20 protein-coding genes are annotated in these 22,211 nt (G+C 72.6%); 15 read left to right on the forward strand and 5 right to left on the reverse strand.

Features of this window, described 5'->3' with window-relative positions; all coding sequences use genetic code 11:
• Nucleotides 1–105 precede the first annotated feature (105 nt).
• On the reverse strand, nucleotides 106–849 hold the full coding sequence (locus tag ACFPP6_RS05495; RefSeq protein WP_382037771.1) for an AraC family transcriptional regulator: 744 nt from the start codon (nucleotides 847–849) through the stop codon (nucleotides 106–108).
• A gap of 54 nt (nucleotides 850–903) precedes the next feature.
• Between ACFPP6_RS05495 and ACFPP6_RS05500 the strand changes: the two genes are divergently transcribed.
• Complete coding sequence (locus tag ACFPP6_RS05500) at nucleotides 904–2,178, forward strand: MFS transporter (RefSeq protein WP_382037772.1); 1,275 nt, start codon at nucleotides 904–906, stop codon at nucleotides 2,176–2,178.
• Nucleotides 2,179–2,276: 98 nt separating this feature from the next.
• Here ACFPP6_RS05500 and ACFPP6_RS05505 read toward each other — a convergent pair whose 3' ends face one another.
• The gene (locus tag ACFPP6_RS05505) at nucleotides 2,277–3,068 is read right to left on the reverse strand and encodes a helix-turn-helix transcriptional regulator (protein ID WP_382037774.1); all 792 of its coding nucleotides are present in this window, start codon (nucleotides 3,066–3,068) and stop codon (nucleotides 2,277–2,279) included.
• A 354-nt stretch (nucleotides 3,069–3,422) separates the two neighbouring features.
• On the opposite strand from ACFPP6_RS05505, the gene sbnA reads away from it, so the two are divergent.
• The 12 genes from sbnA to ssuE all read left to right on the forward strand — a co-directional run bounded on the left by sbnA (nucleotide 3,423) and on the right by ssuE (nucleotide 16,992).
• Nucleotides 3,423–4,406, forward strand: a complete 984-nt coding sequence (gene sbnA, locus ACFPP6_RS05510) for a 2,3-diaminopropionate biosynthesis protein SbnA (protein ID WP_382037776.1) — start codon at nucleotides 3,423–3,425, stop codon at nucleotides 4,404–4,406.
• Nucleotides 4,403–5,461, forward strand: a complete 1,059-nt coding sequence (gene sbnB / locus ACFPP6_RS05515) for a 2,3-diaminopropionate biosynthesis protein SbnB (RefSeq protein WP_382037777.1) — start codon at nucleotides 4,403–4,405, stop codon at nucleotides 5,459–5,461. Before sbnA ends, sbnB begins: the two co-directional genes overlap by 4 nt.
• Complete coding sequence (locus tag ACFPP6_RS05520; protein WP_382037779.1) at nucleotides 5,458–7,230, forward strand: amino acid adenylation domain-containing protein; 1,773 nt, start codon at nucleotides 5,458–5,460, stop codon at nucleotides 7,228–7,230. The genes sbnB and ACFPP6_RS05520 overlap by 4 nt, the downstream gene beginning before the upstream one ends.
• Nucleotides 7,227–8,441 carry an acyl-CoA dehydrogenase family protein gene (locus ACFPP6_RS05525; protein ID WP_382037781.1) on the forward strand — a complete coding sequence of 405 codons (1,215 nt, stop codon included), beginning with the start codon at nucleotides 7,227–7,229 and terminating at the stop codon, nucleotides 8,439–8,441. The genes ACFPP6_RS05520 and ACFPP6_RS05525 overlap by 4 nt, the downstream gene beginning before the upstream one ends.
• A gap of 348 nt (nucleotides 8,442–8,789) precedes the next feature.
• On the forward strand, nucleotides 8,790–9,362 hold the full coding sequence (locus ACFPP6_RS05530; protein ID WP_382037783.1) for a hypothetical protein: 573 nt from the start codon (nucleotides 8,790–8,792) through the stop codon (nucleotides 9,360–9,362).
• A gap of 46 nt (nucleotides 9,363–9,408) precedes the next feature.
• Nucleotides 9,409–9,642 (forward strand): hypothetical protein, encoded by a 234-nt coding sequence (locus ACFPP6_RS05535; RefSeq protein WP_058042642.1) that lies wholly within the window; start codon nucleotides 9,409–9,411, stop codon nucleotides 9,640–9,642.
• A complete protein-coding gene (locus tag ACFPP6_RS05540; RefSeq protein WP_382037784.1) occupies nucleotides 9,635–10,390 on the forward strand; it encodes a thioesterase II family protein in 756 nt (251 codons plus the stop codon). Before ACFPP6_RS05535 ends, ACFPP6_RS05540 begins: the two co-directional genes overlap by 8 nt.
• A complete protein-coding gene (locus tag ACFPP6_RS05545; protein ID WP_382037786.1) occupies nucleotides 10,380–11,243 on the forward strand; it encodes a PAS domain-containing protein in 864 nt (287 codons plus the stop codon). The genes ACFPP6_RS05540 and ACFPP6_RS05545 overlap by 11 nt, the downstream gene beginning before the upstream one ends.
• 140 nt (nucleotides 11,244–11,383) lie before the next feature.
• Nucleotides 11,384–12,727 carry a nitrate/nitrite transporter gene (locus tag ACFPP6_RS05550; RefSeq protein ID WP_382037788.1) on the forward strand — a complete coding sequence of 448 codons (1,344 nt, stop codon included), beginning with the start codon at nucleotides 11,384–11,386 and terminating at the stop codon, nucleotides 12,725–12,727.
• A 10-nt stretch (nucleotides 12,728–12,737) separates the two neighbouring features.
• Complete coding sequence (locus ACFPP6_RS05555; protein WP_382037790.1) at nucleotides 12,738–14,822, forward strand: molybdopterin oxidoreductase family protein; 2,085 nt, start codon at nucleotides 12,738–12,740, stop codon at nucleotides 14,820–14,822.
• Nucleotides 14,819–16,369 (forward strand): FAD-dependent oxidoreductase, encoded by a 1,551-nt coding sequence (locus tag ACFPP6_RS05560; RefSeq protein WP_382037792.1) that lies wholly within the window; start codon nucleotides 14,819–14,821, stop codon nucleotides 16,367–16,369. The genes ACFPP6_RS05555 and ACFPP6_RS05560 overlap by 4 nt, the downstream gene beginning before the upstream one ends.
• 89 nt (nucleotides 16,370–16,458) lie before the next feature.
• A complete protein-coding gene (gene ssuE / locus ACFPP6_RS05565; RefSeq protein ID WP_382037794.1) occupies nucleotides 16,459–16,992 on the forward strand; it encodes an NADPH-dependent FMN reductase in 534 nt (177 codons plus the stop codon).
• Nucleotides 16,993–17,067: 75 nt separating this feature from the next.
• Here the strand turns inward: ssuE and ACFPP6_RS05570 are convergent, their stop codons facing one another.
• Nucleotides 17,068–17,724 carry a hypothetical protein gene (locus ACFPP6_RS05570; protein ID WP_382037796.1) on the reverse strand — a complete coding sequence of 219 codons (657 nt, stop codon included), beginning with the start codon at nucleotides 17,722–17,724 and terminating at the stop codon, nucleotides 17,068–17,070.
• Nucleotides 17,725–17,977: 253 nt separating this feature from the next.
• Here ACFPP6_RS05570 and ACFPP6_RS05575 point away from each other — a divergent pair, with 253 nt between their 5' ends.
• Together ACFPP6_RS05575 and ACFPP6_RS05580 are read left to right on the forward strand one after the other, a co-directional pair.
• Entirely contained in the window at nucleotides 17,978–20,026 is a 2,049-nt protein-coding gene (locus tag ACFPP6_RS05575) for an oxidoreductase (RefSeq protein WP_382037798.1), read from the forward strand.
• A 53-nt stretch (nucleotides 20,027–20,079) separates the two neighbouring features.
• Nucleotides 20,080–20,643 carry a PadR family transcriptional regulator gene (locus ACFPP6_RS05580; protein WP_382037800.1) on the forward strand — a complete coding sequence of 188 codons (564 nt, stop codon included), beginning with the start codon at nucleotides 20,080–20,082 and terminating at the stop codon, nucleotides 20,641–20,643.
• Here the strand turns inward: ACFPP6_RS05580 and ACFPP6_RS05585 are convergent.
• Complete coding sequence (locus ACFPP6_RS05585; protein ID WP_382038503.1) at nucleotides 20,591–21,589, reverse strand: DUF6114 domain-containing protein; 999 nt, start codon at nucleotides 21,587–21,589, stop codon at nucleotides 20,591–20,593. The genes ACFPP6_RS05580 and ACFPP6_RS05585 overlap by 53 nt on opposite strands.
• Nucleotides 21,589–22,203 carry a DUF6230 family protein gene (locus ACFPP6_RS05590; protein ID WP_382037802.1) on the reverse strand — a complete coding sequence of 205 codons (615 nt, stop codon included), beginning with the start codon at nucleotides 22,201–22,203 and terminating at the stop codon, nucleotides 21,589–21,591. The genes ACFPP6_RS05585 and ACFPP6_RS05590 overlap by 1 nt, the downstream gene beginning before the upstream one ends.
• Nucleotides 22,204–22,211: the final 8 nt, after the last annotated feature.

Consider the following 22,211-nt stretch of genomic DNA (forward strand, 5'->3'; position numbering starts at 1 on the left):
CGCCGCCGGGCCACCAGGAAGCGGGCCCCGATGCCGGGCTAACCCGTCACCTGTGACCTGGGTCACAATGGGTCGGGGGTGTGTGCCGGTGCGCCTGCCGCTTCGCTAACGGGGCTGGTGGGAGCCGGGGGTGTGGCCGAAGGCGCGGCGGAAGACGTCGATGAAGGCGCTGGCGGACGACCAGCCGCACATGTGGGCCACGGTGGTCACCGGGGTGTTCTCCGCCAGCAGGATCAGGGCGTGGTAGAGCCGCAGTTGGGTGCGCCACTGGGGGAAGGTCATGCCGAGGTCGGACTTGAAGAGCCGGGACAGGGTGCGGTCGCTCGCGCCGACCTCCTTGCCCAGGGCGGCGAGGGTGCGGTCGTCGGTCGGGTCGGCCTGCAGGATCGCGCACAGCGCCTTGAGCCGCGGGGCGGTGGGCGCCGGCAGGTGTACGGGCTCCTGCTGCGAGGCGCGCAACTGGTCGAGCAGGACGGCCCGCAGGCGCCCGCGTTCGGGGCTGTCGTCGTCCGGTGAGCGGGTGTAGGCGAGGATCAGCTCGCGCAGCAGCGGCCCGACGGTCAGCACGGTCGGCTCGTCCAGGCCGAGCGGGTTGTCGGTCGCGGGCAGGCCGACCAGGTGCAGGTCGAGCCCCCCGTGCGCCTGGTGGGCGTGGACGGTCCCGGCGGGCACCCAGATGGCGCGGGTTGCCGGGGCGACCCAGGAGCCCGCGTCGGTGGTGATGGCCAGCACGCCGCGGGCGGCGTAGACGATCTGGTGGTCGTCGTGGCGGTGGGCGTCGATGGCGGCTCCGGGCGCCAGCCACTGCATGCGGGTCGGCGCGACCGGCTCATGGCGGATGTTCTTCATCGATTGGCAGATTATCGGAAGTGCGACACGGTGCCGAGCGGTGAACATGATGAGGTGCCAAGGAACAAAGCGATCCTCCTCCTCTCGGTCGGGCATGCCTGTGTGGACGTCTACCAGGGTGCGGTGGCCGCGCTCGTGCCGTTCTTCGTCGCCGAGCGCGACTACACGTATGCCGCGGCATCGGGGATCGTGCTCGCCGCGTCGCTGCTGTCCTCCGTGGCGCAACCGCTGTTCGGCGTGCTCACCGACCGGTGGGCGATGCCCTGGCTGCTGCCCCTGAGCACGTTCCTCGGCGGGCTGGGGATCGCCCTGAGCGGCCTCGGCGGGTCCTACGCGCTGACGTTGGTGTTCGTGGCCGTCTCCGGGGTCGGCGTCGCGGCGTACCACCCCGAGTCCGCCCGCGTCGCGCGCGTCGCCAGCAAGGGCAGTCACACCGCGATGGGCTGGTTCTCCCTCGGCGGCAACCTCGGCTTCGCCGTCGCCCCCCTGATGGTCGCAGGGGTCATGACCGCCGGAGGCCTGCGGCTCACACCGCTGTTCGTGGTGCCCGCCCTCGCTGGCAGCGTGCTGTGCCTCCTCGTCGTGCGCATGCTGGACAGGACGTCAGGGGGCGGCGCCCGCAAGGCCGTTACGGCGGCGGGCGCCGACGACAGGGCTTCGTTCGTGAAGCTGGCGCTGGCGGTGGTCTGCCGGTCCATCGTGTTCATCGGCCTGAGCACGTTCATCTCGTTCTACACCCAGCAGCGCACGGGAGGCGGTACGGCGTCGGGCACCGCGGCGCTGTGCGTGCTCTACCTGGGCGGTGCGGTCGGCACGGTGCTGGGCGGCAACCTGGCCAACCGGTGGGACCGGGTCACCGTCGTGCGCGGGTCGTACCTGATGACCGTCGCCGCCGTCGCGGGCATCGTCTTCGCCCCCGGCCCCGTGATCTACCTGTTCGTGGCCCTCACTTCGGCCGGGCTCTACATCCCCTTCTCCCTGCAGGTCACCCTCGGCCAGGACTACCTCCCCTCGCGCGTAGGCACCGCCAGCGGGATCACCCTCGGCCTGACCGTGAGCATCGGCGGCCTCGTCAGCCCGGTCATCGGCAGCGTCGCGGACGCGACCTCCCTGCAGACGGCCCTGGCCCCGCTGATCGCCATGCCCGCCCTGGCCTGGCTGCTCTTCCGGACCCTGCCCGAGCCGGTCGCGCCGAAGCCGGCGGCGCCGGAACAGGCGGCACCCGAACCGGCGCCGGCGGCCGGGTCCGCCCCGGCACCCGAACCGGTGCAACAGGCCGCGGGCGCCTCCGGGGCCGAGCTCTCCCCCTCCCGGCGGGACGCCCGTTGACGGGCCCCGCGTGCCGGCCGGCCACCGGAGCCCGCAGGCCCTCAGCGGTCCGGGCTGCGCCCGGCCGTTGCGCTGCCCCGGCGTTCCCGGGGCGCGGCTCACGGCGGGGTGCTGCCGGTCTCCGCTGCGGACGCCAGCATCCGGTCCCGGTAGGCGCCCGGCGTGACGTGGACGAACTCCTTGAAGCGGGCGATGAACACGCTCGGCGAGGTGAACCCGCACAAGTGGGCCGTATTGGTGACCGACTCGCCGTTGGCGAGGTGGGCCAGTGAGGCGACCAGGCGGACGAGGGTCCGCCACTGCGGGAAGGACATCCCCAGCTCTGCCTTGATCAGCCGGCGCAGGGTGCGCTGACTGGTCCCCAGGTCCCGCGCGTGGTCGTCGAGACTGCGGCCGTCGGCGGGGGCGTGGATCAGCGAACTGCTCAGCGCCAGCAGCCGCGGGTCGCGGGGCGTGGGCAGCGACAGCGCGTTGGACTGGTGCTTCTCGCTGCGGAGTTCGTAGCGCAGCACGTTCTCCAGCGCGGACCGCATCCGGGCCGGACGGTCCGGTTCGGACAGCGCGGTCAGCACGTGCCGGGCCAGCGGGGTCAGGTTCACCACCGTGGGGCGGTCGCCGGCCCGGGCCCGCATCGGCGGGTAGGCCAGCATGATCGTCGACACCAGGCTCCGGGTGTGGGCGCGGTGGGAGTGCTCGAGCCCCGGCGGGATGACGACAGCGCGGTCCGGGGCGGCGACGACCCAGGTTCCCAGTGCCGTGATCACGGCCAGGACGCCGGTGTGCGGAACGACGACCTGCGTCTGCTCGTGCCGGTGCGGGGGGACGGTCTCGTCGGGGCGCAGGACGAAGCGCCGGACGACATCTTGATCATGGCCGTTATGAAGTATCACCTGGCCGATTATTCACTACCGACTGAACAGACGGTTTTGAGAAGCTCCAGGGCAGGGGGGTGCAGAAAGACATTCGAACGGATTCCACGACTTTCCTCGCGGCGCGTTCTCCGCGTCCGTAACGTTTTCCGGACCCGACCAGCCGGATAAACGCCCGGGGTGACCGGCGGTGCCGCGCCGGCCAGGCCCATACCTTTCCATTCTCAGAGCTTCAGCGCGTCCATTCATCGCCCTTTCCGCACATGCGACACATGATGTGGTCCGGGCTGATCCAGCATGCCCTGCGGACCACGACTCGCTTTGCCGTGGATTGTTTCGGCAATCCCTGCAGAGGAATGGAAGTGAACGCAACGCATGACCTTCATCACCGCTGCCCACGAGCTGCTCGAGAGCGATGTCTACATCGATTTGCGGCCCACTCTCGGCATACCGCTCCACCTCAAATGCGAAGGTTTCAACTTCGCCGGATCCATAAAAATCGTCCCGGCCACGTGGATGGTCGCCACCGCGGAACGCGAGGGCGTCATCGGCCCCGACTCCATCCTGATCGAGTCCTCTTCCGGCAATCTCGGCGTGGCTCTGGCCGTGACCGCCGCGTCGAAAGGGCTGCGCTTCGTCTGCGTCACCGACCCCAACTGCAACCCCGCCACGGTCAACCTCATGCGGGCCCTGGGCGCCGAGGTCGTCATCGTCGGCGAACCCGATGCGACCGGCGGTTACCTGGCCGCCCGCAAGGCCTACGTGCGAAAGCGCTGCCGGGAGGATCCCGCCTACGTCTGGCTCAACCAGTACGAGAACCCGGCCAACTGGGCGGCGCACTACGAGAACACCGCCCCCTTCATCGCCAAGCAGTTCCCCGACCTCGACACCCTGTTCATCGGCACGGGCACCGGAGGCACCCTCATGGGCTGTGCCCGCTACTTCCGCGAACACCGGCCTCAGGTTCGCATCATCGCCGTCGACAGCGTCGGCTCGGTCAGCTTCGCAGGAACCCCGGGGCCACGGCACATCCCCGGACTCGGCGCCGGCACCCCGATGCCGCTGATCGACCCGGAACTCACCGGCGGCCTCGTCGACGAGGTCATCCGCGTCCACGAGATCGACACCATCCGCACCTGCCGCCGGCTCGCCGCGCGCGGGATGCTCCTGGGCGGCTCCTCGGGAACGGTCGTCAGCGCCGCCTCCCGGTGGCTCGCCCGGCACCGCGCCCCCGTCCACACCGCCGTCGCCATCGCCCCCGACCTGGGGGAGCGCTACGTCGACACCATCTACGACGACACGTGGGTCACTCATCACTACGGCCACGACGACGTCCACCCACTCCTGGAGAACCATTGAGCGACCAGGCAGAAATCCCAGAATTCTCCGTCGTTCCCGGCCGCACCGTGCACCACGTGCTCGACGGCCGGCAGCGGGAGATCACCGAACTCGTCGAAGATGCCTACCTCCTCCACGGCGAGGCCCGCACCATCAATCCGCCCTCCTACTTCCTGCGTTTTCCCGACCGGCCCACCGCCCGCATCATCGCCCTGCCCGCCTCGGTCGGCGGCGACCGCCCGGTCGACGGAATCAAGTGGATCTCCAGCTTTCCGGCCAACCTGGACCGCGGCATTCCCCGGGCCTCCGCCGTCCTCGTTCTCAACGACCCGGCCACGGGATATCCGTACGCGTGCCTGGAGAGCTCCATCATCAGCGCCGTATGCACCGCCGCATCCGCCGCAGTGGCGGCCCGGGCCCTTATCGGAGGGCGCTCCGTACGTCGCGTGGGATATCTCGGGACCGGGCTCATCGCCCGCTATCTGCACACCTACCTTTCCGCACTCGACCTGGCCCCCGAAGAATTCGGCGTCCACGACCTGTCGGCGGATTACGCCCGTGGTTTCGCGGATTATCTGGGCACCGCCGCCGGCACCGCGACCGTACGCGTCCACGATTCCGCCGAGGAACTCGTCCGCTCCTCCGACGTGGTCGTCTGCGCCACCACGGCGGCCACGCCGCACCTCCTCGACCCGTCCTGGTTCGCCCACCACCCGCTGGTGCTGCACGTGTCCCTGCGGGACCTCGGCACCGACGTCATCCTCGACAGCGTCAACGTCGTCGACGACGTCGAGCACGTCCTCAAGGCGAACACCTCGGTCCACCTCGCCGAGCAGCTGACCGGCGGCCGGGACTTCCGGGACGGCACGCTGTACGACGTCCTCACCGGCAGGACGGCCGTCCCCGACGACCGCACCGTGGTCTTCTCGCCCTTCGGCCTGGGCGTGCTCGACCTCGCGGTCGGCGAGCACGTCTTCACCCGGGCCCGGGAACGGGGCGAACTCTCCGTGGTCGACGGCTTCTTCCACGACCTGCAGCGCCACGGCAGCCCGGGCGCGGAGGCGGTGACCCGATGACGACGTCACAGCACGCGCAACAGGACGCACAGCAGGGCACGCTGCAGGACGCCGGGCGCGCGGTGCACGTACGCGCCGAACTCCCCCTGGCGCCCGGCGCGGTGGAGCGAGCAAACGCCCTGGCCCTGCGCAAGGCCCAGGACGCCGACACGCGGACGGGCGTGCTGGAGTACGTCGTCCGGCACGCCGAGCAGGCCCCCGACCGCCCGGCCGTCACCGAGGGCGAACGGACGCTGACCTACCGGGAGTTGCTGGAGAGGGTCGCCGCGATGCGGGACGCCCTGGTCTCCCGGGGCGTGCGCGCGGGCGACGTGGTCGCCGCCGTGGGCCCCCGCAGCACCGGCACGCCCGTCGTCTTCCTCGCCCTGGAGAGCCTGGGCGCCTCCTACCTGCCCGTCGACCCGGGCTGGCCCGAGGGCCGGGTCCGGGACGTGCTCAACCGCAGCCGGGCCGCACTGCTGCTGGACTACTCCGGCGCGGGCGGTGCGAGCGGTGCGGACGAGGCCGGCGCTGCGGGCGCGGCCGGCGAGGCGGGCAGCACCGCCCATGCCGCGACCGCGGCCGCCGCGGCCGAGGAGATCCCCACCCTGCGACCGCCGGCCGAGGGCGCACCGGGGCCCGCCGCGCCCCTGCCCCGGAGCACGGCCGACCGCTCCCACGAAACCCGCTACACCATCTTCACCTCGGGAACCACCGGCCGCCCCAAGGGCGCCACCGTCGAGCACCAGGGGATGCTCAACCACCTCTGGGCCAAGGTCGCCGACCTGTCCCTGGGCCCCGACGACGTGGTGGCCTTCACCGCCCCGCTGGTGTTCGACATCTCGATCTGGCAGATGCTCTGCCCGCTGCTGACGGGCGGCCGGCTCGTGGTCGTCGACGACAGCGCCATGCGCTTCCCGCGTTGGCTCGTCGGCACCCTGGACACCGCTGGCGTGACGGTCGTCGAACTCGTCCCCACCGTCGTCGGCTGGCTCGTCGACGAGGCGCAGCGCCTGGGCGGCGGGCTGCTGAAGCAGTTGCGCTGGCTGCTGTCCACCGGCGAGGAGCTCCACCCCGCCGCGGCGGCACGGGTCCTCGACGGCCTCCCGCACGTGGCCGTGGTCAACGCCTACGGGCCCACCGAGTGCTCCGACGACGTCACCCACCACCTGGTGACGGCCGCCGACCTCGCCCGCCCCCGGCTCCCGGTCGGCTCGCCCGTCGTCAACACCGCGCTCTACCTGCTGGTGCACGGCGCGGACGGCACGTGGCGGGCGGCCGAGCCGGGGGAGAGCGGCGAGCTGTTCGTCGGCGGGACCGGCGTGGGGCTCGGCTACCTCAACGACCCCGGCACCACCGACCGCGCGTTCTTCCGCGACCCCTTCGACCCGGACTCGGCGACCGGGCGGCTCTACCGCACCGGCGACCTCGCGCGCTTCGACGAGGGGCTCGTGCACTACCTCGGCCGCGGCGACCGGCAGGTGAAGGTCGCCGGCGTGCGCATGGAGCTCGACGAGATCGAAGCCGTCCTGAGCCGGCACCCCGCCGTCGACAAGTGCGCCGTCACGGTGTCCGGCGAGGGCGACCTCGCCGAGCTGGTCGCCCACTACTGCCTGCGCAGCCCGGTGACGCCGGAGGCGCTGGAGGAGGCCCTGGGCGCGGCTCTGCCGCTGCCGATGGTGCCGCGGCGCTGGCGGGAGTGGGACGCACTGCCCCTCACGCCCAACGGAAAGATCGACCACCGGTCGCTGCAGGCGGCCGCCGCCACTCCCCGGAAAGAGGCGCGATGACCACGGCAGCAGTGAAGAAGGCGAAGGCCCCCGCGGACGGCGGCGTAACGCCGGGCGGCACACCGACCCTCGCGGAACGGGCCGCCTCCGTGGCCCGCGTCGCCGGACAGGACCTCGCCCGCACCGAACGCGACGCCGTCTTCCCCGAGCAGGCGCTCGCGGAGATGCGCCGGACCGGGCTGCTCGGCCTCCTCGTGCCCGCCGCCGACGGGGGCCTCGGCGGCACGCTCGCCGACCTCGTCGACGTCAGCATGATCCTGGGGCGCACCGACATGTCGGTGGCGATGATCTTCGCGATGCACTGCCAGCAGTCGGAGGCGATCGTCCGCTACGCGCAGTCGCCCCTGCGCGAGGAGCTGCTGCCCCTGCTGGCGTCCGGGGACCTCTACCTGGCCTCGGTCACCACCGAACCCGGCAAGGGCGGGCACCTGTTCAAGTCGTACGCCCCGCTGCGCGAGGCCGGCGGGACCCTGGAGATCGACCGGACCGCGCCGATCGTGACCGGCGGCACCATGGCGGACGGCTTCCTCATCACGATGCGCAGCCCGGAGGCCACCGCGGACCACCACGTCTCCCTGGTCTACGCCCACCGCCGGCAGCTGCGCGTGGAGACCGCCGGGCAGTGGTGCCCGATGGGCATGCGCGCCAGCCACAGCCTCCCGCTGACCCTCACCGGCTCCGTCCCCGCCCACCAGGTGCTCGGCGAGCACGGCGCCTTCCACCGGATCGCCCAGGGCGTGTTCGGCCCGCTGGCCCACCTCGGCTGGTCGGCGGCCTGGCTGGGGACGGCCTGCGGGGCCCTGTCCCGGGTGCTGCACCTGCTGCGCGACCCCAAGGTCCGCAAGCGGTTCGACCTCGGCTCGGAGCTGTTCCTGACCCGGCTCTCCCGTTCCCGGCAGCGGCTCGACGGCGTCCACGCCCTGCTGCGCCGCACGCAGGAGCTGGTCGAGGGGGAGGCGGACCTGTCCGCCCCGGGCATCCAGCTGCTGCTGAACAACCTCAAGATCACCGCCGCAGAGGAGTGCTACGCGGCCGTGAACGACCTCGTCGACGCCGTCGGCCTGCGCCACGGCTACCTCCAGGACTCGCCGACCCGGCTGGAGAAGTCCCTGCGCGACCTGCGCTCGGCGGCGCTGAACTACAGCAACGACCGCCTGCACCTGGCGGACGGGCAGCTGTGCCTGCTCGACCCGGACGTGAACTTCGCCTGATCCGCCCGCGGGCAGCCCGCCCGCGGCCTGCCGGCGCGCCACGGACGGCCCGTGAAGGCCCGCCCGGACGTCTCCGCGCCCGCCCTTCTCCCTGCGCGCGGCGCTCGCGCCTGCGCCGGGCCCGGCCGTACGCCGACCGGTTTCCCGCACCCTTTCCGTGCCCTCCCTGCGCCCGGAAGGGAATCCCGGTAATGCAGCAATGCCGCACCGTCATGCCTTCATTTTGTGCGGTAAAGGAAGTCGCCGATTCGATAAAAAGCCCGGATGAAATCCTTGCACCGGCCGGGGAAATCCAGTTAACGTCGAATCACGAACCCCACCCGAACTCAAATCTCCGAGGGGCCCGCTATGCCCGGAAACACCACGGAAAACTCGACCGAGAATTGGACGACCGCACTGCGCTACATTGCGGGGCGAAAGGCCGCCGAGGAATCCCTGGGATTTCTCGCCCACATCAGCGCCACCGTGCGGGGCACCGCCGGCGCGGCGGACGTCGTACCGGCGGCGGCCAAGGCGTGCGTCCCCTTCATGGCCTCGGCGGTCTCGCTGGACGCACCGGCGACGCACTCCGGGCCCGTCGTGCAGTCGGCGGCCGGGTTCTCGGCGGCGCTGGACGGCGTACGCGCCCTGGCCCTGAAGGGCTCCGGCCCCCAGCTCGTGATCAGCGGGCACGAGGGGATGGCCAAGCAGACGGACCCGGCCCACCTGGACCTGCTGCGCGAGTGGGGGGCCGACTCGGCGGTGGCCCTCTCGCTGGACTACCGGGGCGTCCCCGGGGGTCACCTGGTCCTCGTGCGGGGCGAGGCGCACCGCCGGGGCCCGCTCGGCCCGGGCGATCTCGCCCTCGTCTCCGAAGTGGCCGACCGGGTCGCGGCGTTCAACGCCTTCGCGACGCACGCCGCGGCCGGAGCGGGCCGGTAATCCCGTACGCGGGTGTCAGACAGTCGAAAAGAATAAGGAGCGGTTTATGCCGGCGAGCTGGACAGATGTGCGCTCCTGGATCCTCGAACGCAATCCCGACCTGACGGACCTGGACCAGGAAACCGACATCATCGAGACGCGGATCATCAATTCCCTGCAGTTCGTGGAGCTCGTCCTCTACGTCGAGGAACTGCGCGGCACGATGCTCCAGTCCAACGAGGTCGATCTCGATGCCTTCCGCACCCTCAAGGGCATCGAGAAGAACTTCCTCCATGTCTGAACGAGCCTATGTCGTGCAGGGGAGCCTCGAAGGGGCCGCCGACGTCGTGGTCTTCCTGCCGCCCGCCGGCAGCGTCACGTCGCCGTACCTCCCGATAGGGTCCCGGCTGCCGGCCTCGCTGCCGGCGGTGCACTGCGAAATACCCGGCCGCGGCCGCCTGGTGCACGACGAGGCACCCGCCTCGGTGCACGGCGCCGTCGGCCGCTGGGCCGGCGAACTCGCCGCGCTGCTTCCCGGACGCCGGCTCCACGTGTTCGGCCACAGCCTGGGAGCGCTGTTCGCGTACGAGCTCACGGCCCTGTTCGAAGCCCGGCCCGACGACGGGGCCGAAGTCGCCACACTGCTCGTCTCCGGCTCCCGCGAGCCGGGGAGCGCGCCCCGGTCCCTGGTGGTCCACGCCTTCGCGGCCCTGCGCCGGGAACAGCGGCCCGCCGACCGGGAGGGCGACGCCGAGGGCGCCCGCCTGCTGGAGGACCTCCGGATGCGCCGGGAACACCGGACGGCCGGGCAGCGGCTCCGCGCGCCCCTCGCACTGTTCTGCGGACGTGCCGACGCATTCGCCCGGCCCGCGGAAATGCTCGAATGGAAACGCTTTACCGGCGGCCCTTTTCTGGGAATGTTTACATTCGACGGCGGACATGATTACCATCTGTCCGGCCGGCAGGAAATAGCCGCGACAATCAGCAGAATCGTGAATCGTCATCCGAATTCGAATTCAGAAGACCTGGGAGTCAGAAATGACGGCTGAAAACGTCACCATCCCCTCCACCGACCAGCTGATCGACGTCATCGGGAACAGCTCGGTGGGCATCGCGGTCACCGACGGCTCCGGCGCCGTCGTCCTGCACAACAAGGCGCTCTCCGTCCTCATGGGCGGGGAGACCGCCCACCTCGGCGAGCGGATCCTGTCCGGCGGTGCGGGCGAGGACCTGGCCGGGCTGCTGGAGCGGCTGAAGAAGGACGGCCGGATCGAGCACGCCGCGGTCACCTTCCGCAGCGCCGCCGGGAAGGACCGCGCGGTCCGCGTCAACGCGGTGCTGACGGGCGAGGGCGCCGGCACCCGCATCCACTGGGTGAGCCGCCCGGAGCTCGGCGAGCGGCTGCCGGTCTCCAGCACCAGCACCGAGGACGCGGCCCTGTCCGACGCCACGGCCTGGATCCGCGCGGTCGACGAGTGCGCCCACCCGTCCCTGGCCCCGGCCGCGGACAAGGAAGCGGTGATGCGCGAGTTCTACCAGGTGGCGCCGGTGGCGATCCACCTGATCGGGGTCAACGGCAACGTCATGCACGCCAACCCCGCCGACGTCGCCCTGGTCGACTACACCGCGACGCCGACCGAGTACGTCGGCGGCCACATCCGCAAGATCTACGAGGACCAGGGCCTGCTCGACGACTTCCTCTCCCGCTGGGACGAGGACTCGCCGATCATCAACTTCCGCGCGAACTTCGTCACCAAGGACGGGGAGCCGCGGCCGGTGCTGATCTTCTCGACGGCGCAGGCCGAGGGCGGCAGCGTCAGCAACACCCGCTGCTTCGTCTTCAACGACCCCGAGCCGGGCCGCGCCCGCGACACCATCAGCGCGTTCGGCTGGCCGGCCTGATCACCGGGGCGGGCGGGGCGCGGCATCCCACCGCGCCCCGCCCGCCCGTCCTTTTACCGCGCATCCGTTGCCGCGCGTCTCGATTCGTATGTCCCGATTCGCTTATCACGCATCCCGATCTGTGGGGGAAGGAATATCCGATGACCCAGGTGCAGGACAGGTCACCGTCGTTACTGGCGAATTGGGACCCGGAGGACGAGCGCTTCTGGAGGGAAACGGGCGGCCGGGTCGCCCGCCGCAATCTCGTGGTGTCCATCGTCAACGAGCACATCGGCTTCTCGGTCTTCACCCTGTGGTCGGTTCTCGTGCTGTTCCTCGGGCCGGACACCGGATTCTCCTTCAGTGCCTCGGACAAGTTCCTGCTCATCAGCACCCCGACGGCGGTCGGAGCCCTGATGCGGCTGCCCTACGGATATCTGGTGACCCGGTTCGGCGGGCGCGACTGGACGGTGTTCGCCGGGCTGGTCCTGCTCGTGCCGACCGTGCTGGCGGCGGTGTTCGTCCGGCTGCCCGGCACGCCGCTGTGGGTGTTCGTGCTGGTGGCGGCCACCGCCGGGCTCGGCGGCGGGAACTTCGCCTCCTCGATGTGCAACATCCACGCCTTCTACCCGCGGCACCGGCAGGGCTGGGCGCTGGGCCTGAACGCCGGCGGCGGGAACCTCGGCGTGGTGACCGCCCAGCTGGCCGGCCTCGCCGTGCTCGCGACGGCCGGCGACACGCACCCGGTCTACCTGGTCTCGCTCTACATGCCGCTGATCGTGCTCGCCGCCGTCGCCGCCGCGCTGTGGATGGACAACCTGCCGACGCTGCAGCACCAGGGGTCGGCGCAGCGGGCGGCGCTGCGCAACAAGCACACGTGGATGCTGTCCCTGCTGTACGTGACGACGTTCGGTTCGTTCATCGGCTACGGGTTCGCGTTCGGGCTCGTGCTGAAGGAGCAGTTCGGCTTCACCGCGCTGCAGGCCGCGTCGGTGACGTTCCTCGGCCCGCTGCTGGGATCCCTCGCGCGCCCCGTCGGCGGGCGCTGGGCCGACCGGTGGGGCGGCGCACGGGTCACGCTGTGGATGCTGCTGGCGATGACGGCCGGGACCGCGTTCCTCTACCTGGCCACGGAGGCGTCCTCGTCCCTGGCGTTCATCGTCGCCTCCACCGTGCTCATCACGTTCGCCGGCATCGGCAACGGCTCGACGTACCGCATGATCCCCGAGGTGTTCGCAGGGCGGGCGGACGGTGCGGAGGGCTCCACGGCCGGCTCCTCCCAGGCCTCCGGCGCGGTGATCGCGATCGCCGGCGCGGTGGGCGCGCTGGGCGGAGTGCTCATCAATCTGGCGTTCAGGTTCTCCTTCGGCGCCGCCGGCTCGGCCGGCCCGGCCATCGCGGGGTTCCTCGTCTTCTACGCGCTCTGCGTGCTCGTGGTGCGCGCGGTCTACCTGCGCAAGGACCGGCCGGCCGCGGCCGACCGGCCCCGCCCGGAACCGGCGTGAGGAGCCGAGCATGACACGAACCCACTGCCCGTACTGCGCGCTGCAGTGCGGGACCCGACTGGAGGTCTCGCCCCAGGGGCTGACGGTCTCCCCGGACGAGGACTTCCCCGTCAACGCGGGCCGGCTGTGCATGAAGGGGTGGACGGCTCCCCGGGTGCTGTCCGCGCCGGACCGGCTGACCTCGCCGCTGATGCGGCAGCGGCCGGGGGCGCAGCAGCGGCCGGTGCCGTGGGAGACCGCGCTGGACCGCGTCGGCGCGGAGCTCCGCAGGATCGTCTCCGCACACGGCCCGGACGCCGTGGCGGTGTTCGGCGGCGGAGGGCTGACCAACGAGAAGGCCTACACGCTGGGCAAGTTCGCGAGGGTCGCGCTGGGCACCTCGCAGATCGACTACAACGGCCGGTTCTGCATGTCCTCGGCCGCGGCGGCCGGGTCCGCGGCGTTCGGGCTGGACCGCGGCCTGCCGTTCCCGGTGACCGACCTGGCCTCGGCCGAGGTGGTCCTGCTGGCCGGGGCGAACGTCGCGGAGACCATGCCGCCGCTGATGCAGCACCTGGCCGGCGCCGACCTGATCGTCGTGGACCCCCGGCGGTCGGCGACGGCCGAGGGCGCGGCGCTGCACCTGAGCCCCGCCCCGGGCACGGACCTGGCGCTCGCCCTGGGCCTGCTGCACGTCGCGGTCGTGGACGGGCACGTGGACCACGGATACGTCGCGCAGCGCACGACCGGGTTCGACGAGGCGTGGCGGCGGGCCGCCGAGTGGTGGCCCGAGCGCACCGAGCGGGTGACCGGAGTGCCGGTCGCCGACCAGTACGCCGCGGTGCGCATGCTCGCGGCGGCCAAGCGCCGGTACGTCCTCACCGGCCGCGGCGCGGAGCAGCACTCCAAGGGCACCGACACCGTCTCGTCCTACATCAACCTGGCGCTGGCGCTGGGCATGCCGGGACGGGAGGGCTCGGGCTACGGGTGCCTGACCGGCCAGGGCAACGGGCAGGGCGGCCGCGAGCACGGACAGAAGGCCGACCAACTGCCGGGCTACCGCAGGATCACCGATCCGGCGGCCCGGGAACACGTGGCCGGGGTGTGGGGCGTCGACCCCGCCGACCTGCCGGGAGCGGGCCCCAGCGGCTACGAGCTCCTGGACTCCCTGGGCCGGCCGGGCGGGCCGCGGGCGCTGCTGGTGTTCGGCTCGAACCCGGTGGTGTCGGCGCCCGCGGCCGGGGAGATCACCGCCCGGCTCGCTTCGCTGGACCTGCTGGTGGTGGCCGACTTCGTGCCGTCGGAGACCGCGCGGATGGCCGACGTGGTGCTGCCGGTGACGCAGTGGGCCGAGGAGGACGGGACCATGACCAATCTCGAAGGGCGGGTGCTGCGGCGCCGCCGCGCGATCGACCCGCCGCCGGGCGTGCGCACCGACCTGTGGGTGCTGCGCGAACTCGCCGGCCGGCTCGGCCAGCCCGCCCACCGCTTCCCCGACGACCCCGGCGAGGTCTTCGCCGAGCTGCGGCGCGCCTCGCAGGGAGGGGCCGCGGACTACTCGGGCATCGAACCGCGGAATCTGGACGACCAGGCGGAGCCGGTGCACTGGCCGTTCCCCGCCGGCGGCTCGTCGACGCCGCGGCTGTTCCTGGAGCGCTTCGCCCACGAGGACGGCCGCGCCCGGTTCCGGGCGGTCGCCCACCGCGACGCCGCGGAGCTGCCCGACGGCGCCTACCCGCTGCACGCCACCACGGGCCGGGTGCTCGCGCAGTACCAGAGCGGGGCCCAGACCCGCCGCGTCCCCGAGTCCGTGGAGGCCGACGGGGAGGCGTTCGTGGAGGTCCACCCCGACACCGCCCGCCGCAGCGGGCTGACCGCGGGCGGGCTGGCCCGCGTGGTCTCCCGGCGCGGTGCGACCGTCGCACGGGTCCGCACAGTGGCCTCGCTGCGCACCGACACCGTGTTCCTGCCGTTCCACTTCCCCGACGCCGGAAGGGCCAACCTGATCACCAACCCCGCGCTGGACCCGGTGTCGCGGATGCCGGAGTTCAAGGTCTGTTCCGTACGGCTGGAGCCGCTGGGCTCCGGCGCCGCGACCGGCAGCGGTGCGCTGTGAGCCGCATCGTCATCGTCGGCAACGGCCCGGCCGGGCACCGGCTCGCCGAACTGCTGCGCACGCGCGCCCCCCGGGCCGCCGTCACCGTCCTGGGGGCGGAGGCCGAACCCGCCTACAACCGGGTGCTGCTGCCCTCGGTGATCTCCGGGAAGCTCTCCCCCGAGCAGACGTACCTCACGGGCCACGACAGCGGCACCGTGACCGTCCGCAGGGGAGCCGCCGTGACCGGGATCGACCGGGAGCAGCGCACGGTGCGGACCGCCGACGGGCTGCTGCACCCCTACGACGAGCTCGTGCTGGCCACCGGCGCGCGCTGCTTCCTGCCGCCCCTGCCCGGCCTGACCGGCGCCGGGGGCGGCCCCGCCGACGGCGTGGTGGCCCTGCGCACCCTGGCCGACTGCCGGCGCCTGGAGGACCTCCTGACCCGTGCGGGCAGCGTCGTCGTCCTGGGCGGCGGCGTGCTCGGCCTGGAGGTCGCCCGCGCCCTCAGCGACCGGGGCCATGGCGTCGACGTGGTGCACATGGGCCCGCACGTGATGGAGCGTCAGCTCGATGCGCCCGCCGGGAAGACCCTGGCCGGCGTGCTCGAACGCCTCGGCATCCGCATCCACACCGGCCGGGCAGCCGCCTCCTGGACCGGCGGCCGGCTCGTCCTCGACGACGGGTCCGGCCTGCCCGCCGACCTGGTCGTCGTCTCCGCGGGGGTCCAGCCCAACACCGAGCTGGCCCGGGCCGCCGGGCTCAGCGTCGGCCGCGGCGTCGTCGTGGACGACCACATGCGCACCAGCGACCCCCGCATCCACGCACTGGGCGACTGCGCGGAGCACGCCGGGCTGGTCCCCGGTCTCATCGCCCCCGCCTGGGAGCAGGCCGAGACCCTCGCCGAAGCCCTCACCGGGGGACACCGCCCCTACACCGCCACCCGTACCGTCACCCGGCTCAAGGCCCGCGGCGTCGACCTCGCCGTCATCGGCGACGGCAACCACGCCCTCCCCGGCGCCGAGGTCGTCACGCTGGCCGACCCGGCCCGCGGGCAGTACGCCCGCCTGGCCCTGCAGGACGAGCGCGTCGTCGGCGCCATCCTGCTCGGCTTCCCCTCCTCCGTGGCCGCCGTCAGCCAGCTCTACGACGCCGGCGCGCCCACCCCCGTCGACCGGCTCGCCCTGCTGGCCGGACGGGCCGTCGCCGGACGGGCGGACGCTCCCGGGGACCTCCCCGACGAGGCCGTCGTCTGCCGCTGCAACAACGTCACCAAGCGCGCGCTCGTGGCCGGCTGGCGCGGCGGGGCCCGTACGCCCGGGGCCCTGGCCCGTGCCACGCGCGCCTCCACCGGCTGCGGCGGCTGCGCGGGTGCGGTGGACGGCATCTGCACGTGGCTGAACGCCACGCGCGAGGCGGCGGACGAGGCCGGCGACGCGCTGTGCGCCGATGCCGTGCCCGCCGGCGAGGCCCACGCCGCGTCCCCCGCCGGCGCCGGGGAGGCGTTCGTCCCGGCGGCGGCTCCCCGGCAGGAGGAGCAGCCGCTGCACGAGCTCCTCGCCCGCTGACCGGCACCACCCCGAACCCGCCCGGGAAACCGAACCCGTCCGAGAAACCTTCACCGCGACCTCCGTCGCGACACTTCCAAGGAGCGGCCGTGTCCAAAGTCCTGGTAATTTCCGGCAGTCCGTCTCCGACCTCCAAGACCGAGATGGTCGGCGACCTGGTGGCGGAGCGGCTGGCCGAGTACGAGTGGAACGCCGCCCACCTCAGGGTCCGTACGCTGCCCGCAGTGCCGCTGCTCAATGCGGACTGCTCGGACCCGGCGATCGCCGAGGCGGTCGGGCAGGTCGCCCGGGCCGACGGGATCGTGCTGGCCACACCCACCTACAAGGCGAGCTACTCCGGCCTGCTCAAGGTCTTCCTGGACCTGCTGCCGCAGTTCGGCTTCACCCGCAAGGTCGTGCTGCCGCTGGCCACCGGCGGCAGCACGGCACACGTCCTCGTCCTGGACTACGCGCTGCGGCCGGTCGTGCAGTCGCTCGGCGCCCGGCACGTCGTGCAGAGCTTCTTCCTGCTGGACAAGCACCTGGACCGCAGCGGCGGGAGGCTGAGCGTCCTGCCGGAGAGCACGGAGATGCTCGACGGCGTGATCGAGCAGTTCCGCAAGGCGCTGATCGCGGCGCCGTGACCCGGGGGCGGTCCCGCCCGGCGGACGGGGGTGCCGCCGGGCGGGACCGGGTGGGGAGGCGGACCGGCCCCGGGATCAGCGCTGGGCGGTGAACGCCTTGCCGGCCTTGCTGCCGGAGGAGCAGGACGCCTGCTCCGCCGACGTCATCTTGCGGGTCTTGACGACCACCGCGTTGCTCTGCCCGTCCGTGCCGTTCTTGGCGGGGCCGGTGATGGTGTCGGGGACGTACCAGTAGTAGTGGCCCCACTTGGGGCTGTCGTAGTGGGTCTGCCACGTGCCCGAGACGCTCTGCATCACCTGGGCGCGGGAGATCCAGCCGACCTCGCCGGGCTTGACCGTCATGTTCAGCGAGCTGCTCTCCTCGTGGGAACTCGACCAGGTGTGGCCGTAGTTCGCGGTGACGCTGACGTCGACGATGCCCGCGATCTTGCCGCCGGCCGTGACGGAGACGCCCACGGAGTCGGTCGAGCCGACGGAGTCGGACCAGCCCATCGACTGCGTGGCGTCCGAGGTGCTGCAGTTGTAGAGCGAGTTGGACACCTGGCGGAACTCGCCGAGGAAGGCCTTGCCGAGCACCGGGTCGTTGAAGCTGCACTTCCCTTCGCCCGACGCGCAGTCGGCTATGAGCTCCTTGCGGGTGGGCTCGTCGGCGGCGGCCGCCGGCAGGGCCATGGCCGCCATCATTCCCAGCGCGGCCGCCGAAAGGGCCGCCAGTCTGCCGCCATTGCGCATGACGCGTGAGTTCAACGTGATCCCGTGCCTCTCAACTTGCTTGATGGAACCAGGGGTTCCGGTGTTGATCCAGAGACTGGTGCATAGATTGGGTCAACTACACCAAGGGTTGGTAAAGTTGTAGTTGATCATGAAATGTTCCACTTGATGTACCTTTCTCCCGGTAACCCATGGAGCTCCTTATGCAACTTGTTGCAAAAGGGGGTCCGGTGTTCTAGAACTGGAGGAGACGACACCGCGAGGAAGGTCCCCGATGAGCCCCTCCAGCCCGGCCGGCCAGGCCGCCCCGTACCCGCACCTCCTGCGCCCCCTCGACCTCGGGTTCACCACGCTGCCCAATCGCGTGATCATGGGATCCATGCACGTCGGGCTCGAGGAGGCCGAGCGGGGCTTCGAGCGGATGGCGGCCTTCTACGCCGCCCGGGCCCGGGGCGGGGCCGGGCTGATCGTCACCGGAGGCATCGCCCCCAACGACCGGGGACGGCCCTGGGCGGGCGGGGCCAGGCTGGCCACGGCGGCCGAGGCCGAGGAGCACCGGGTCGTCACCGAAGCCGTGCACCGCGAGGGCGGCCGGATCGCCCTGCAGATCCTCCACTTCGGCCGCTACGCCCACCACCCCGACCTGGTCGCGCCCAGCGCCGTGCAGGCGCCCATCAGCCCGTACGTCCCGCACGCCCTCACCGACGACGAGGTCGAGGCGACCGTCGAGGACTTCGTGCGCACCGCGGAGCTCGCCCGGGACGCCGGCTACGACGGCGTCGAGATCATGGGCTCCGAGGGCTACCTGATCAACGAGTTCATCGCGGCCGCGACCAACCGGCGCACCGACCGCTGGGGCGGCTCGTACGAGAACCGCATCCGCTTCCCCCTGGAGATCGTCCGGCGCACCCGCGAGCGCCTCGGGCCCGCCTTCATCCTGATCTACCGGCTCTCGATGCTCGACCTCGTGCCCGGCGGCTCCTCCCTGGACGAGGTGATCACCCTCGCCAAGGAGGTCGAGGCCGCCGGCGCCACGATCATCAACACCGGCATCGGCTGGCACGAGGCCCGCATCCCGACCATCGCCACGTCCGTGCCGCGCGGCGCGTACGCCTGGGTGACGAAGAAGGTCATGGGGTCCGTCTCCGTCCCCCTGGTCACCACCAACCGCATCAACACCCCGGAGATCGCCGAACAGCTGCTCGCCGAGGGCCACGCCGACCTCGTCTCGCTGGCCCGCCCCTTCCTCGCCGACCCGGACTTCGTCGCCAAGGCCCGCGCGGACCGGGCGGACACGATCAACACCTGCATCGGCTGCAACCAGGCCTGCCTCGACCACACCTTCAGCGGGAAGATCACCTCCTGCCTGGTCAACCCGCGCGCCTGTCACGAGACCGAGCTCGTCCTCATGCCCACCCGGCGCCGCAAGCGCATCGGCGTCGTCGGCGCGGGCCCCGCCGGGCTCGCCTTCGCGGTCTCGGCGGCCGAGCGCGGCCACGCCGTGACGCTCTACGACGCGGCCGCGGAGATCGGCGGACAGCTCAACGTCGCCAAGCGGGTCCCGGGCAAGGAGGAGTTCGGCGAGACCCTGCGCTACTTCCGCACCCAGCTCGCCCTGCACGGCGTCGACGTCCGGCTGAACACCGCCGTCACCGCCGCGGACCTCGCGGCCCGCGCCTACGACGACGTCGTCCTCGCCACCGGCGTGACCCCCCGCACCCCGGACATCCCCGGCGCGGACCACCCCAGCGTCGTCGGCTACCTCGACGTCCTGCGCGACGGGGCCGAGGCCGGCGAGCGCGTGGCCGTCGTCGGCGCCGGCGGCATCGGCTTCGACGTCGCCGCCCGCCTCACCGACAGCGGCGAGGGCGCGAGCCTCGACGCCGAGACGTACTTCCGCCACTGGGGCGTCGACACCGGATACCGCACGCCCGGCGGGCTCGGCGAGGCCCGCCGGCCCCGGCCGCCGCGCACCGTGCACCTGCTCCAGCGCAAGACCAGCAAGGTCGGTGCGGGGCTGGGCAGGACCACCGGATGGATCCACCGCACCGAGCTCAAGCACCGCGGGGTGACCATGGTCGCCGGCGTCACGTACGACCGCATCGACGACGAAGGGCTGCACATCACCGTCGACGGCGCGTCCACCGTCCTGCCGGTCGACACGGTCGTGCTCTGCACCGGGCAGGAGCCGCGGCGCGAGCTGTACGAGGAGCTGCGCGCGGCCGGGCAGTCCGTCCACCTCATCGGCGGCGCGGACGTGGCCGCCGAGCTCGACGCCAAGCGGGCCGTCCGCCAGGGCACCGAACTCGCGGCGCAGATCTGACGACAGCACGCACCCGGGGGCCGTGCGAGCGGCCCGGTCCCTAGGATGCGGGCATGTCCCTCCCGCACGCGATCCTCACCGCGCTCCTCGAGAAGCCCTCCTCGGGACTGGAGCTCGCCCGCCGCTTCGACCGGTCGATCGGCTACTTCTGGTCCGCCACGCACCAGCAGATCTACCGGGAGCTGGGGAAGCTCGAAGAGGCCGGGCTGATCCGGGCCCTGCCCTCCGGCGCCCCCGCCCGCGGGCAGAAGAAGGAGTACGAGGTCCTGCCCGCGGGCCGCGACGCGCTCACCGCCTGGGTCTCCGGGAGCGACGACCCCCGGCCCGTGCGCGACCCGCTCCTGCTGCGCCTGCGCGCCGCGGCCGTCGTGGGCACGGGCGGCCTGGAGGAGGAGCTGCGGCGCCACCTGGACCTGCACCGGCGCCAGCTCGCGGAGTACCGGGCGATCGAGGAGCGCGACTTCCCTCCGGAGCGCGACGGCGAGGAGGACCGGCTGCGCCACGCGGTGCTGCGCGGCGGCATCGGCCTGGAGACCTTCTGGACCGAGTGGCTCGCCGAGTCCCTCACGGCGCTCGGGGAGCCGAAGGAGGGGGAGGGGGAGCGGAAGGGCGGCTAGGCCCCAGCCCCAGGCCGTCGGCGGCGATGGTGCCGCTCGTGACCAGCGCCTGCTCGGCGGTGACGTCCGTCATGAAGACGAACGGCGGCGCCACCGGCGGCACGGGCAGCCGGTCCGGGGTGAAGGTGAGGCACAGGACGCCCTGGACACAGCCGGTCAGGCGGGTGAGGTACAGCGTCACCTGCCCGCCGAGCCTCAGCTCGTCGGCCGTCAGGGACAGTTCGGCGCCGCCCCCGTCCCGCGTCCGCAGCCGGTAGTCGGCCAGGGACGCGGCCCGCATGCTCAGCACCATGGCCCGGCGCGGGCCGCCGGCCGTCGGGACGTGGGCGACGCGGGCGAGCGTGAAGCCGGACGGGGCGAACCGGGTGGTGGTCACCGTCGGCGGCGTGCGCGCGGCGGTCACGGCGCCGGGAGCCTGCGGTCGTGGGCCGGGCGCGGGGGCGCCCATCGCCGCGAGGAGCACCAGGGGGAGGGCCACCGCCAGCGCCTTCGGCGGCTGCCCCGTCCCGCCCGGGAGCTCCGCGGACCCCGGCTCCGGCCGTGACGCGACCGGCTCCGGCTGCCGCGGCGTCCACGCGAAGCCCATCGCCCCGCCCGCGATCCCCAGCAGCATGCCGGCGAAGAACCCGCCCAGGTTCGTCACGGCGAAGGACAGCACCGACAGGATCACCGCGTGCACGCCGACGTAGTGGTGGGTGTGCGGCAGGAACCACAGGAAGAGGCCCGCCGCGACGAGCGCGACGCCGATGCCGAGCGCGGCGACGCCCCCCAGCCCCAGGCCGAGGAGCACCGACAGGGGCGCCAGCGGCATGGCGGCGATCTCGGCGCCGGCGAGGACGAGCAGGGCCCCGGCCCAGAACGGCCGGGTCCGCCGCCAGCGCCGCCAGGCGGACGGGGGACCGGACGGCCGTGGCCGGGGGAGGCCCCGGAGGGCCTGTCGCGGGATCAGAAGCACCCCTTTCCGTCCAGGCTCACGTTCAGCGCGAGCCCCTTGAGCTTGAAGTCGCCCCCCGTCGCGGAGTGGGCGTGGGACCGCACCCCGGCCACCGAGACCTCCGACGCCTGCAGCCCGAACTGCCCGGGCTTTCCCCGCACTCCGGGCACGGCGTCCAGCGTGGAGGCGTCCCGGCCGATCTGCACCCGGCCGAAGGAGGCGTCGCCGGTCAGGTCCTCGCTGTCGAGGACCAGGTTGCTCGCCCTGACGGCACCGGCCTTCCCGCCGGCCGTCAGCTTGAACACCACCGGCCCCAGCGGCGTCGGGACCTGCGCGGACTGGCAGATGTCGGAGAGCGTGGCGTCACCGATGCCCAGCAGCGCCACCGGGCGGCCCTCGCCGTCCGCGGAGCGGTCGACCTCGACGAAGGACGCGAGGCCGTTGCTCGACAGCTCGCCCGACGACACCTGGAAGGCCGAGCCGGACACGGCGAACGACGACGCCAGGACGCCCTCCGCCATCCCGACCGCCATCACCGCGACGGCCACCAGCGCCGGAACGGCGAGGACCGCCGCCTTCCGCCACGCCGTCCGGCCTTCGGGGGGCTTGCGGTTGTCCTGGTTCACGGTGGGCC

The organism is Streptomyces aureoversilis, assembly GCF_042657885.1.
GTDB classification, from domain to species: domain Bacteria; phylum Actinomycetota; class Actinomycetes; order Streptomycetales; family Streptomycetaceae; genus Streptomyces; species Streptomyces aureoversilis.